Origin of the sequence: Variovorax gossypii, from assembly GCF_003965815.1 — a bacterium.
Lineage (GTDB): Bacteria > Pseudomonadota > Gammaproteobacteria > Burkholderiales > Burkholderiaceae_C > Variovorax > Variovorax gossypii.
The window spans coordinates 209,224-221,814 of record NZ_RXOE01000007.1; the positions used below are offsets into that span (position 1 = coordinate 209,224).

At 69.1% G+C, this 12,591-nt stretch carries 12 protein-coding genes; 9 read left to right on the forward strand and 3 right to left on the reverse strand.

Translation table 11 applies throughout. From position 1 onward, the window contains the following. Positions 1-52 precede the first annotated feature (52 nt). The 4 genes from EJP69_RS23240 to EJP69_RS23255 all read left to right on the forward strand — a co-directional run bounded on the left by EJP69_RS23240 (position 53) and on the right by EJP69_RS23255 (position 4,858). The gene (locus tag EJP69_RS23240) at positions 53-1,462 is read left to right on the forward strand and encodes an aminotransferase-like domain-containing protein (protein ID WP_126472652.1); all 1,410 of its coding nucleotides are present in this window, start codon (positions 53-55) and stop codon (positions 1,460-1,462) included. A 147-nt stretch (positions 1,463-1,609) separates the two neighbouring features. Beyond that, positions 1,610-2,659: an ornithine cyclodeaminase gene (locus tag EJP69_RS23245; RefSeq protein WP_093205855.1), complete on the forward strand. Its 1,050-nt coding sequence runs from the start codon at positions 1,610-1,612 to the stop codon at positions 2,657-2,659. A 40-nt stretch (positions 2,660-2,699) separates the two neighbouring features. Then, positions 2,700-3,740: a histone deacetylase family protein gene (locus EJP69_RS23250; RefSeq protein WP_126472653.1), complete on the forward strand. Its 1,041-nt coding sequence runs from the start codon at positions 2,700-2,702 to the stop codon at positions 3,738-3,740. Between the two features lie 131 nt (positions 3,741-3,871). After that, positions 3,872-4,858, forward strand: coding sequence for a Bug family tripartite tricarboxylate transporter substrate binding protein (locus EJP69_RS23255; RefSeq protein ID WP_126472654.1), 987 nt, complete (start codon positions 3,872-3,874; stop codon positions 4,856-4,858). Here the strand turns inward: EJP69_RS23255 and EJP69_RS23260 are convergent. Beyond that, positions 4,845-5,423 carry a TetR/AcrR family transcriptional regulator gene (locus EJP69_RS23260; RefSeq protein WP_126472655.1) on the reverse strand — a complete coding sequence of 193 codons (579 nt, stop codon included), beginning with the start codon at positions 5,421-5,423 and terminating at the stop codon, positions 4,845-4,847. The two genes, EJP69_RS23255 and EJP69_RS23260, sit on opposite strands and share 14 nt — an antisense overlap. A gap of 89 nt (positions 5,424-5,512) precedes the next feature. On the opposite strand from EJP69_RS23260, the gene EJP69_RS23265 reads away from it, so the two are divergent. Further along, complete coding sequence (locus EJP69_RS23265; protein ID WP_126472656.1) at positions 5,513-6,778, forward strand: MFS transporter; 1,266 nt, start codon at positions 5,513-5,515, stop codon at positions 6,776-6,778. A gap of 203 nt (positions 6,779-6,981) precedes the next feature. Continuing rightward, positions 6,982-8,199 carry a porin gene (locus EJP69_RS23270; protein ID WP_126472657.1) on the forward strand — a complete coding sequence of 406 codons (1,218 nt, stop codon included), beginning with the start codon at positions 6,982-6,984 and terminating at the stop codon, positions 8,197-8,199. Between the two features lie 125 nt (positions 8,200-8,324). Here EJP69_RS23270 and EJP69_RS23275 read toward each other — a convergent pair whose 3' ends face one another. After that, on the reverse strand, positions 8,325-9,179 hold the full coding sequence (locus EJP69_RS23275; protein ID WP_126472658.1) for an HAD-IIB family hydrolase: 855 nt from the start codon (positions 9,177-9,179) through the stop codon (positions 8,325-8,327). A gap of 92 nt (positions 9,180-9,271) precedes the next feature. On the opposite strand from EJP69_RS23275, the gene EJP69_RS23280 reads away from it, so the two are divergent. Genes EJP69_RS23280 through EJP69_RS23290 form a run of 3 tightly spaced genes read left to right on the forward strand, consistent with a single transcriptional unit; the run spans position 9,272 to position 11,924 of the window. Next, complete coding sequence (locus EJP69_RS23280) at positions 9,272-10,267, forward strand: ABC transporter ATP-binding protein (protein ID WP_126472659.1); 996 nt, start codon at positions 9,272-9,274, stop codon at positions 10,265-10,267. Positions 10,268-10,272: 5 nt separating this feature from the next. Further along, a complete protein-coding gene (locus EJP69_RS23285) occupies positions 10,273-11,115 on the forward strand; it encodes an ABC transporter permease (RefSeq protein WP_126472660.1) in 843 nt (280 codons plus the stop codon). A 5-nt stretch (positions 11,116-11,120) separates the two neighbouring features. After that, positions 11,121-11,924 carry an ABC transporter permease gene (locus EJP69_RS23290; RefSeq protein WP_093304626.1) on the forward strand — a complete coding sequence of 268 codons (804 nt, stop codon included), beginning with the start codon at positions 11,121-11,123 and terminating at the stop codon, positions 11,922-11,924. 7 nt (positions 11,925-11,931) lie between these two features. Here the strand turns inward: EJP69_RS23290 and EJP69_RS23295 are convergent, their stop codons facing one another. Next, a complete protein-coding gene (locus tag EJP69_RS23295) occupies positions 11,932-12,591 on the reverse strand; it encodes an SIMPL domain-containing protein (RefSeq protein ID WP_093304624.1) in 660 nt (219 codons plus the stop codon).

Sequence of the window (12,591 nt, forward strand, 5' to 3'; positions counted from 1 at the left end):
TGTACATACTTTCCTCAATATGGTGCAGGCCGGTCTGCCGGAGACACCCCCGATGCTCATTCTTCGCCCCGAACAGCCGACGCCACTGGTCAGCCAGATCGTTGAAGGGCTGCGCGGACTGATCGGCTCGCAGAAGCTCAAGGCCGACAGCAAGCTGCCGTCGATCCGCGCCTTTGCAGCGGCCCACGGCGTCAGTGTCTTCACGGTGGTCGAGGCCTACGACCGGCTGGTGGCCCAGGGCCTGCTGGTCTCGCGTGCCAATGCGGGTTTCTTCGTCAAGCGGCGCAGCGAGGACAGTGCCGCCGGATCGGCCATCGCACCCCGGCCGGACCCCCGCTTCGACGCCCGCTGGTACCTGCAGCAGATCTTCGAGAACCGCAACCTGCCGCTCAAGCCAGGCTGCGGCTGGCTGCCGCACGACTGGCTGTTCGAGGACGGCATGCGCCGCAGCCTGCGCCACCTGGCTTCCGAGGGCACCGACATCGGCGGCTACGGCCTGCCCTTCGGCCACATGGCGCTGCGCATGGCGACGGCCGAGGCGCTTTCGGAGCAGCAGATCGTGGTCGAGGCCGCCCAGGTCCTGCTGACCCAGGGCTCGAGTCAGGCGCTGGACCTGGTCGCGCGACGTCTGCTCAAGCCGGGCGATTCGGTGCTGGTGGACGACCCGGGCTATCCGAACCTGATGTTCATGCTGCGCTTCCTGGGTGTGGAGATCGTCGGCGTGCCGCGCACTCCTGCGGGCTACGACATGCCCGCGCTCGAGGCGCTGCTCGCGGTGCACCGGCCCAAGGCCTTCTTCACCCAGCCCCGGTTGCAGAGCCCGACCTGCTCGATGGCCTCGCTGCCGCAACTGGTGCAACTGCTTCAATTGGCCCAGACGCACGACTTCACGCTGGTCGAGAACGACATCTACGCCGAGATGGACGCATCGATGCGCCCCTCGCTCGCCAGCCTGGGGCAGTTGCGCCGCGTGGTCTACGTGAGCAGCTACTCGAAGACCATCTCGCCGAACATCCGCGTCGGCTACGTGGCCGCGCAGCCGGAGCTGCTCGAAGACCTGGCACAGCTCAAGATGATCTCGGGCCTCACCTCGTCCGACATCACCGAGCGCCTGGCCTTCGGTACCGTGACCGACGGCCGCTGGCGCAAGCATCTCAAGGCCCTGCGCGAGCGCCTCGCGCAGGCACAGGGCAGCGTAGCGAGGCGGCTGGGCGGCCTGGGCTTCGAGCTGTTCCACGAAGCGGCGGCCGGCATGTACCTGTGGGCCCGCCACCCGGACATTACCGACAGCGCCGAGCTCTCGCGCCGCGCCGCGGCGGAAGGAATCATGCTCGGCCCGGGCCAGCTGTTCCTGGTCAACCCGCATCCCACCGGCTGGCTGCGCTTCAACGTGGCCTTCAGCGAAGACGAGCGGCTGTGGCGCTTCCTGGAGCGCAACATCGAAGAACACAGGCACGACTGAAGACGCGACCGACAGGGCTCGCAATAGCCCGCAAGCAGGCGCACAATGGCTCCAACCCTTGGCGCAGGCGCATCCTGAATCAGCCATGGCGGAGTAAACATGTGAGGGGATGAAGCGCCGCGGCGGGGCTACGCAAGGAGCCATGTCATGACCCGCTTCATCGATGTTCACAGCCTGGTCCGCCTGGTGGACGAGACCGGTGTTCCGCAGTTCCTCACCGCGCTGGCCGACGCGCTGCGCGACGACTTCATGCGGTGGCGGGAGTTCGACAAGAAGGCGCGCGTAGCCAGCCATTCGCACCTCGGCGTGATCGAGCTGATGCCGGTGGCCGACGACGGCGCCTACGCCTTCAAGTACGTCAACGGGCATCCGCACAACACCCAGGTCGGGTTGCCGACCGTCATGGCCTTCGGCGTGCTGGCCGAGGTCGACACGGGTTACCCCGTGCTGCTTTCCGAACTCACGCTCACCACCGCGCTGCGCACGGCAGCCACTTCCGCGATGGCGGCGAAGGCGCTGGCGCGACCCGATTCGCGCAGCCTCGCGCTGATCGGCAACGGCTCGCAGAGCGAGTTCCAGGCGCTGGCCTTCCATGCGCTGCTTGGCATCGAGGAAGTGCGCGTGTACGACATCGATCCGCACGCCACCGACAAGCTGGTGCGCCACCTCGCGGCCTGCACGCCTCTGGAGATCGTGCGCGCGCGCTCGGTGGCCGAGGCGGTGCGCGGCGCGGACATCGTCACCACCGTCACCGCCTACCAGGGGCGCGCGACCGTGCTCACGCCCGACATGATCGAGCCGGGCATGCACATCAACGCGGTGGGCGGCGATTCGCCCGGCAAGACCGAGCTGCATCCCGGCGTGCTCGGCAAGGCGCGCGTGTTCGTCGAGTACGAGCCGCAGACCCGCGTCGAAGGCGAGATCCAGCAGGTGGCCGCCGACTTCCCGGTGCAGGAGCTCTGGCGCGTGCTGCTCGGCGAGGTGCCCGGCCGCGAGAGCCCCGCGCAGGTCACGCTGTTCGACTCGGTGGGCTTCGCGCTGGAGGACTACACGGCGCTGCGCTACATCCAGCGCATCGCCATGGAGCGAGGCATCGGCCGGCAGATCGCGCTGGTGCCGGAGCTCGACGACCCGAAGGACCTGTTCGGGCTCACCGCCTCGGGGCGGCGCCGGGCGGTGCTGCGGCGTGCGGCATGATGGGCGGCTTCACCACCGCCGATCCTGCCTTTCCTCTTCCATGCTCACCATCTACAACGACCAGCACGTTCTCCATCAGGGCAAAGTCGAGATGTTCCGCGGCGAGCTCGTGCCGTGCTTCGAGGTGCCCGCCCGCGTCGATCATGTGAAGAGCGAGCTGGAGCGCAGGGGCCTCGGCTCGCTGCAGGCGCCCGATGCCTTCGACGAATCGCTGCTCGCCAAGGTGCATGCGCCGCGCTACCTGGACTTCATCGCGCACGCCTGGGACGAGTGGGTGGCGCTGGACCCGGCCAACGCGACGCGCGACGCGCTGCCTTCGTACTGGCCCACGCGCGGCATGCGCAGCGACGTGCTGCCCAAGAGCTTTCCGGCGCGCATGGGGCTGTTCTCCTTCGACGCGGGCACGCCGCTGATGGCCGGCAGCTGGGCTGCGGCACGCCACGGCGCCGCCTGCGCGTGGACCGCGGCACGGCGCGTCATCGGCGGCGAGCGCTCCGCCTTCGCGCTGACGCGGCCACCGGGCCACCATGCGGGCGCCGATTTCTTCGGCGGCTACTGCTTCCTCAACAACGCCGCCGTGGCGGCGCAGGCGCTGCGCGATGCGGGCGTCGAACGCGTCGCGGTGCTCGACGTCGACTATCACCACGGCAACGGCACGCAGGCCATCTTCTACGAGCGCGACGACGTGCATTTCGCGAGCCTGCACGGCGATCCGCTGACCGACTACCCCTACTACCTGGGCCACGCCGACGAGCGCGGCGCCGGAAGAGGCGAGGGCTTCAACCACAACCTGCCGCTGCCGCGCGGCACGGACTTCACGGCCTGGCGCGCGGCGCTGAAGACTGCGCTGGCCCGCATCGCCGAAGTGAAGGCCGGCGCGCTGGTGGTCTCGCTCGGCGTCGACACCTTCGAGGGCGATCCGATCTCCGGCTTCAAGCTCAGGAGCGACGACTACCTGCGCATGGGCGAGGACCTCGCGCGCGCCGGATTGCCGACGGTGTTCGTGTTCGAAGGCGGTTACGCGGTGGCCGAGGTGGGCGTCAACGCGGTGAACGTGATCGAGGGGTTCGGGCAGTTCTGACCGGCTGACGCGCAGGCGACTCGGATCTCACGAATCGCCCCGGTTTCGCGGGGAAATCAGGGCAGCCCCGATTGCCTTCGCCGATGCGGCGGGGCCCAATCGGCGCTTTCAAAGTCAGGACCCAGTCAGCCATGCTCCGCCGCTCCACCTTCCTCCGTACCGCCGCCGCACTCGTCGCGGGCTGCGGGCTCGCCCTCCCGATGGCGGCGCTCGCGCAGGCCTTTCCCGCCAAGCCCATCAAGCTGGTGATCGCCTTCCCGGCCGGCGGCCCGACCGACATCACCATGCGCCAGCTCGCCGAGAACGCGAGCAAGATCCTCGGCCAGCCGGTGATCATCGACAACAAGCCCGGCGCCGGCGGCACGCTGCCCGCGCAGGCGCTGCAGACCGCGCAGCCCGACGGCTACACCGTCGCGCAGATCCCGCTGGGCGTGTTCCGCCTGGGCTACACGACCAAGATCAACTGGGACCCGCTGAAGGACATCACGTACGTGCTGAACGTCACCGGCTACGCCTTCGGCATCGTGGTGCCGGCCGACAGCCCCTTCAAGACCTGGGCCGACTTCGTCGCCTACGCCAAGGCCAACCCCGGCAAGCTTACCTACGGCTCGACCGGCACGCTGACCAGCCCGCACCTGACGACAGAAATCGTCGCGCAGAAGGCCGGCATCCAGCTGCAGCACGTGCCCTACAAGGGCAGCGCCGACCTGATGCTCGCGGTGGTCAGCGGCCAGCTGATGGCCGCTGCCGACAGCACCGGCTTCGCGCCGCAGGTCGAGGCCGGCAAGCTGCGCGTGCTCAACACCTGGGGCGAGAAGCGCCTGGCCAAGTTCCCCGACGCGCCCACGCTGAAGGAGCTGGGCTACGACGTGGTGCAGAACTCGCCCTTCGGCATCGGCGCGCCCAAGGGCACGTCGCCCGAGGTGGTGAAGAAGCTGCACGACGCCTTCAAGCAGGCGATGGAAGAGCCGAGCTACGTGGCCTCGCTGGGCCGCTACGACATGCTGCCGAACTACATGAGCTCGGCGACTTACACCAAGTTCGCGCAGGACACGGTGGTGCGCGAGAAGGCCATCATCGACAAGCTGGGCCTGGCGAAGGAAGTCAAGACGAACTGAGCGAGCTGAGGACGAAGAGCTCGTCCACCAGCCGGGACGCCAGTTCCGGGTGCACCGCATCGCCCCCGAAAACCAGCCGGAACACGATCGGCGCGATCAGGTGATCGATCACCTGCTGCGGCTCGGGTGCGCGCTCGCCCCGGGCGTGCGCCTGCTCGACCAGCGTCAGCGCTTCCCTGCGGCGGTTGCGCAGGCAGTCGGTGTCGGAGTTGCCGTTGGCCAGCGCGGCCGCGGCTTTCAGCAACGAGGTATTGCACGGCTTGGCCAGGTGCTCGATGAGCTCGCGCGCCCAGGCTTCCAGGTCGGCGCGCAGGGTGCCCGTGTCGGGCAGCGGGCGGTTCGGGTCCAGCCGGTGGGTGGCCGTCTCGGCCAGCAGGCCCTGCAGGTCGCCCCAGCGCCGATAGATGCTGGAGGCGCTGACGCCCGCGCGCTCGGCCACGGCCGGCACCGTCACGCGCTCCCGTCCCTGCTCCGCGACCAGCTCTTCGAGGGCGGTGCGCACCAGTGCCTGCACCTGGGCACTGCGGCCACCGGGACGCTTGTTGGGGAGGGCGATGTCGGTCATGGTTTGGACTTTAACGCAAAGATATTTGCTTTAGAAGGTTCTCAGGTATAGAATCGCAAAAGCAAAAAAAGTTGCATTAAGGATTCGCCATGCCGTCCTCCTGCCCCGAACTCGCATCCGCCACCGCCGAGATCGCCGCCCGTTCAAAGCCCTGGCGGCTGCCGCAACGCGCTGCCTTTCCGCTGCTGGCCGCGGTGCTGTTCGCCTTCTTCTTCGCGGCTGCCGCGCCTTCGCCGCTCTTCGTGGTGTTCCAGCATGCGTGGCACTTCTCGTCCTCGCTGCTCACGGTGGCCTTCGCTGTCTATGCGATCGCGCTGCTGGTTTCGTTGTTGATCGCGGGCTCGCTGTCGGACCACATCGGGCGGCGGCCGGTGGTGCTGGCGGCGCTGGTGCTGCAGGCGGTGGCGATGGGGCTTTTCCTGCTCGCGAACGGCATCGGCGGGCTGATCGCCGCGCGCGTGGTGCAGGGCATTGCCACCGGCGTCGCGAGCGGCGCGCTGAGCGCGGCGGTGGTCGAGGCCGCGCCGGCCGCGCGCAAGCGGCTGGGCGCGATGATCACGAGCGTGTCGCCGCTGGCCGGTCTGGCCCTGGGCGCGCTGCTGACGGGCGTGGCGGTGAAGTTCTCGCTGCAGCCTGTGATGCTGGTGTTCGGCGTGCTGGCCGCGGTGTTCGCGCTGGGTGCGGCGGTGGTGCTGTGGATGCCCGAGACCGTCACGCCGCGTGCAGGTGCGCTGGCCTCGCTGGTTCCGCGCGTGTCGATTCCCGCCCAGGCCAGGGCCGAGTTCGCTCGCGGGCTGCCGGTGTTCGTCGTGGTGTGGGCGCTCGGTGGGCTGTACCTGTCGCTGGCGCCTTCGCTGATGCTGCACGTGTTCGGCATCGACAACGGCGTGGTCAACGGCCTCACGGTGGCGGTGCTGTCGGGCATGGGGGCGATCGCGCCCACCTTGCTCGCGCGCTTTGCCGCGCCGAAGCCCGTCATCCTCGGCATGGCGAGCATCGCCGCAGGGCTGGTGCTGCTGCTGGCTTCGCTCGCAACGCGCTCGCTCGCGCTGTTCTTCGTCGGCACGGCGGTGGCGGGCCTGGGCTTCGGCGGCGCGTTTTCCGCGCTGGTGCAGACGCTGGCGCCGATGGCGCAGTCGCACGAGCGCGGCGAACTGTTCGCTGCGATCTTCGTCGTGAGCTATCTCGCGTTCAGCCTGCCGGCGATGCTGGCGGGCTTCCTGGTGGCGCCGCTGGGTCTGCTGAACACCACCGAAGGCTATGCAGCGGTGCTGCTGTTGACCGCCGCCTTCGGTGTCTGGAACCAGTGGGCGGGCCTGCGTCGGCGCTTGCGCGAGCTGCCAGTGAGCGAATAGCCGCGAGGCGCTTCGGGTCAGGAAACAGTCAGGACACTCATGTCAAGAGCCTTGGCCCTTCGACGGCCAAGTGTTTACCCTATGTAATTCGTTTGTCTTCCACGGTGGAAACACTCCGATGCAGTCTTGTGGCGTGAAAGCCCGGGCTCTTAACAGCTGCATCTGAATCGGAGCGGCAACTTCCCCATCCTGGAGTGATACGAATGAAGAAATCCCTGCTTGTTCTGGCTGCCATGGCGGCCTGCGGTGCCGCATCGGCGCAATCGACCGTGACGCTGTTCGGCGTGGTCGATGCCGCCTACCGCAACGTGTCGAACAAGAGCGAGTCGATCCCGGCTACCCCCTTCACCCCCTTCTACAGCGTGAAGGCCAGCCGCAGCGAACTGGCCAATTCGGGCCTGAGCTCCAGCCGTCTCGGCTTCCGCGGCGTGGAAGACCTGGGCGGCGGCCTGTCGGCCAGCTTCTGGCTCGAAGCCCCGATCACCAACGACGACGGCGCCACCGGCGTCTCCAACTTCACCCGCCGCTCGACGGTGAGCATTGCCGGCGGCTTCGGTGAAATCCGCCTGGGCCGCGACAAGACCGCCACCGTGCTGAACGACGAGCAGTTCGACCCGTTCGCCGACACCGGCATCGGCGGCTCGCTGATCATCGACGCCAACGAAGCCAGCGTGTCGGGCACCGGCTACGGCAGCAACAGCACGTACAAGCGCGCCGGCAACATGGTTCAGTACTTCCTGCCGCGCAACCTGGGCGGCTTCTACGGCAACGTGGGCTACAGCTTCCACGAAATCACCCGCACGTCGCCCGACACTTTGGCCGGCGCCGACCGCACCAACACCGGCCGCCACATCGGCGGTCGTGTCGGCTATGCCTCGGGTCCGTTCGACGTCGCCGCCAGCTACGCGCAGAACGACACCAGCTTCACCACCGGCACCGGCGCGGCCGCCGTGGCGCGCCCGGGCAAGATCAAGACCTTCAATCTCGGCGCGACCTACGACTTCGGCGTGGCCAAGGTGTTCGGCGAGTACTCGCGCTCGAAGGATCAGCGCGATCCGCTGAACGTCTTCACCCGCGTGCCCAGCACGGACCTGACCGGCTACCTGATCGGCGTGACCGTGCCGATCGGCCCGGGCCAGATCCGCGCCTCGTACTCGCAGGTCAAGTACGACTTCAACCGCGCGCCGGCCCTCTTCGCGGTGAACGCTCCCGATCCGAAGTCCAACAAGTTCTCGCTGGGCTACGTGCACAACCTGTCGAAGCGCACCGCGCTCTACGCCACGGTCGCTCGCGTCAGCAACAAGAACGGCGCGGGCAACACGGTCGGTGCCGGCCCGTCGTACGTCGCCACGTACAACCGCGTGGCGCTGCAGCCCAAGACGTCGACCGGCTACGAGTTCGGCATCCGCCACGCCTTCTGAGCCCCGGCGGCTACACGCAACCCTTTCTCCAAGGAGCCTTCACCGGTCCTTTTCGCCCGCCTCGCGCGGGCTTTTTTTCGTCCGTGTGTTGTTTGTTCGCTGCGCCGTGTCGCGCAGCGAGATGCTCAGCGCTCGGGGTGGGCGGCCCGGGCCGAGAGAATCGCGCGCGCCGCCTCGGCGAACCCCGTGCCGCGTTCGCCCTGCGTCACGTAGCGCGGCAGGTGCTCGAGCTGCGGCACGAAGCGCGCGACGTTCGCCACGCCGATGCTGTGCGCGAAGCTGCGGAACATCAGCTGGTCGTTGGTGGAGTCGCCCACGTAGGCCCAGCGGTCCATCTCGTCGTCGAGCGTGCGGCCCCACAGTTCGCGTGCGATCCAGCGCGCGCCTTCGAGCTTGTCGTTGTCGCCGTACCAGCCGTTGATGTGGATGCTGCTCACGGTGGCGTGCATGCCTTCGCCGCGCATCAGCGCCACCACCCGCGCGATGGTGGCGTCGCTCAGCTGCACGAACTCGCTGTGGTCGATGGCGATGTCGGTCTCGCGCCCCGGCGAGTCGGTGGCGCGGCCCACGCCCGGCAGTTCGCGCTCGATGCGCTCCAGCACGGCCTGCATGCGCGCGAAGTTGGCGACGCGCGTGGGCTCGTCCTGCTGGTAGCGCTTCTCCACGCGGCCGTCGGCCGAAGGCAGCAGCGCCACCGCGCCGTTCTCGGCCACGATGGCATCGACGGGCCAGCTGTTCACGAAGGGCAGGCTCCAGCCCACCGGGCGGCCCGTGATCGCCACCACCGACAACCCCGCCGCCTTGAGCTCGCCCAGCGCCTGCAGCGCGTCGGGCGTGATCGCGCCGTCGTGGGTCAGCGTGTCGTCGATGTCGGTGAAGACTCCGACGAGGGCGTCGCGCGCGGCAGCCTCCCAGCGGGACAGCGGCAGCAGGTGGTGGGGCGAGGAGGGCAGCGGAGGCTGGGGGAGCGATGGGGGCATGGCGATCGAACCGGAAGGAGCAGCGATCGTACCGGTGCTTTCGTGTAGCATCCCGCCCCCGCCGTGCCCTCGAGGCCGGCGCGGCGCTCTCCATGCCCCACATCCTCGTCGACAACCTCCGCAAGACCTACCGCATCTCCGAACGCGACCCCGGCGTGATGGGCGCGCTGCGCGGCCTCGTGCAGCGCCGTCATCGCACGGTGGAGGCGCTCTCGGGCGTGTCGTTCTCGCTGGAGCGCGGCGAGCTGCTGGGCTTCATCGGGCCGAACGGCGCGGGCAAGTCGACCACCATCAAGATCCTCTCGGGCATCCTGCGGCCCGACGGCGGGCGCGTGGAGATCGACGGGCGCGACCCTTTCACCGACCGCGAGCGCCACGTGGCGCGCATCGGCGTGGTCTTCGGCCAGCGCACGCAGCTGTGGTGGGACCTGCCCGTGGGCGACGGCTTCGACCTGCTGCGCGACATCTACCGCGTGGACTCGGCGCGCTACCGCCGCACGCGCGACGAACTGGTGGCGCTGCTGAACCTGGAGCGCGTGCTCGCGCAGCCGGTGCGGCAACTCTCGCTGGGCCAGCGCATGCGCGCCGAGATCGCTGCTGCGCTGCTGCACGAGCCCGACATCCTGTTCCTCGACGAGCCGACCATCGGCCTCGACGCGCCTTCGAAGCTGGCCGTGCGCGACTTCGTGCGCCGCGCCAACCGCGAGCGAGGCACCACCGTGCTGCTGACCACGCACGACATGCACGACATCGAGGCGCTGGCCCGGCGCGTGATCATCATCGGCCACGGCCGCGTGCTGGCCGACAGCCCGGTCGAGGCGCTGCGCGCGCAGGTGATGGCCGAGCGCCGCCTCGTCGTCGATTTCGCGCAGGGCGCCGAGCTGCCCGCGCAGGTGGACGGCGCACGGGTGCATTCGCGCGACGGCCAGACGCTGGTGCTCGACTTCGATCCGGCGCAGACCGCGGCACCGGCGCTCATCGCGCGCATCGCCGCCGCGCACGCGGTGGAGGACATCCGCCTCGAAGGCCTGGCGATCGAGGCCGTGATCGCGCGTTTCTACGCCATGCACGGAGCCGCCGAAGCATGACGGCGATGAGCCCGCACGATCTCGCGCGGCCCTACATCGCGGCCTTCGCATCGCGCTTCCAGCAGATGCTGCAGTACCGCACCGCCGCGCTCGCCGGTTTCGCCGCGCAGTGCTGGTGGGGCGGCATCAAGGTGATGGTGTTCGCGGCCTTCTATGGCGGCGCGACAGCCTCGGGCGCCAGCACGTCGATGTCGCTCGCCCAGGCCGTCACCTACACATGGCTGGCGCAGGGGCTGCTCGTGCTCCTGCCCTGGCTGGGCGATCCGGAAGTGGCGCAGGCGGTGCGCACCGGCGCCGTAGCCTACGACCGCCTGCGCCCCGTGGACGCCTATGCGCTGTGGTTCGTGCGCAGCGCCGGCTGGATCGCCGCGCGCGTGCTGCCGCGCATCGCGCTGATGGCGGCCTTCGCGATGGTCGCGTTGCCGCTGCTCGGCTTGGGCGAGTGGGCATGGCAGCTCCCGGCGGGCGCGGCGGCGGGGCTCGCCTTCGCGCTCTCGTCGGTCTTCGCGCTGCTGCTCTCCACGTCGATGGTGATGCTGCTGAACGTCGCGGCCACCGCCGCGCTCAACGAACGCGGCATCAGCGCGGTGACCACGCCCGTGGTCATCGTGTTCTCGGGCAACCTGCTGCCGCTCGCGATGCTGCCCGACGCCTGGCAGGCCGCGCTGCTGCTCCAGCCGCTGGCCGGGCTGATGGACATTCCGGCGCGGCTCTACTTCGGGCAGCTGCAGGGCTGGCAGGCCGTCGGCGGGCTGGGGCTGCAGGTCTTCTGGATCGCCGTGCTCGTGGCGCTGGGGCACATGGCGATGGGCCGCACGATGCGCAGCCTCCAGGTGCAGGGCGGGTGAGGGCGATGGGATCGATTCCGCTTTTCTTCCGGCTGGTGGGCGCGTCCATCGGCGGCCAGGCGCGCTACCCGGCCTCGGCGCTGATGACGACGGTCGGCCAGTTCCTCGGCACCGGCATCGAGGCCGTCGCCGTGTGGGCGCTGTTCCACCGATTCGGCGACGTGCAGGGCTGGCGCATCGGCGAGGTGGCGCTGTTCTACGGTCTCGTGAACTGCATGTTCGCGCTGGCCGATGCGCTGGGGCGCGGCTTCGACGTGCTGGGCACCGAGTTCCTGCGCACCGGCGCCTTCGACCGCCTGCTGTTGCGTCCGCGTCCGCTCTCGCTGCAGCTCATGGGCAACGACTTCCGCATCAGCCGGCTGGGCCGCCTGCTGCAGGGGCTGGCGATGATTGCGTTCGCGACGCAGCAGATGGGCATCGCGTGGACACCGGGCGCCGTCGCCATCGCGCTGCTTGCCGTCGCGGGCGGCGTGGCGCTGTTCCTGGGCATCCTGGTGCTGCAGGGCACGCTGGCCTTCTGGACCGTCGAGAGCCTGGAGATCGCGAACGTGCTGACCTACGGCGGCGTGCAGGCGGCGCAGTACCCGCTGGCGCTCTATGCGCGATGGTTCCGGCGCGTGCTGACCTTCATCGTGCCGCTGGCCTGCGTGGCCTACTACCCGGTGCTGGCGATTCTGGGGAAGGCCGATCCGCTCGGTGCGCCGGCATGGGTGGGCTTGGTGTCGCCGCTCGCGGGGGGCGTGTTTCTCGCGGCGGCGTTCGGGGTGTGGCGCATCGGGTTGCGCCACTACGCTTCGACGGGGAGCTGAGAAGGCCTCAGCCGATCAGGAAGCGCACGCGGTAGCGCAGCGTTCGTGTGCGCCTGGCTCCCGCCAATTCCTCGAAGTCGTCCCCAGGGCCGGCGGACGCCAGTGCCACGGCACCACCCGCATACCCCCAGTTGCGATCGCCGTAGGCACCCGAGTTGTCCGCTTGCGAACCAAGCTCCTCGACCTGCGCGACCGCGCCCAGCGTGACACCCGCTTCCTTCGCAAGAATCGACGCCTTGCTGCGCGCATGCCGGATCGCGGCCATGCGTGCCTCGGCTTCCGCGTCGTCCTGCGCTTCGAAGCGGGGCTGCTGCATGTCGACGCCCATGGTGTAGCGCGAGTTCGTGAACAGCGGTTCGAGCGCGTCGAGTGCCTGATAGAGACGGCGCGTTTCCTTGCAGGCGATCAGCACGCGGTGCGCCACTTCCTGGCCCACGCTGCGCTTCAGATACCAGGGCTGCCAGGCGTCGCGCCCGCCTTCGGTGATCTCGTCAGGCGTGAGGCCGGCTTCTTTCAGCGTCCGGATCGCGTCGTTGCGCAGCTTGGTCGCTTCGGCCAGTGCCACCTCGGTCTTCGATGCCTTGACGGTGATCGTCAGGGCGGCGCGTTGCTCGACGATCGTTTCGGTCAAGTCGCCGAGCCCCGCCACCTGGATGTAGGTTTCCAT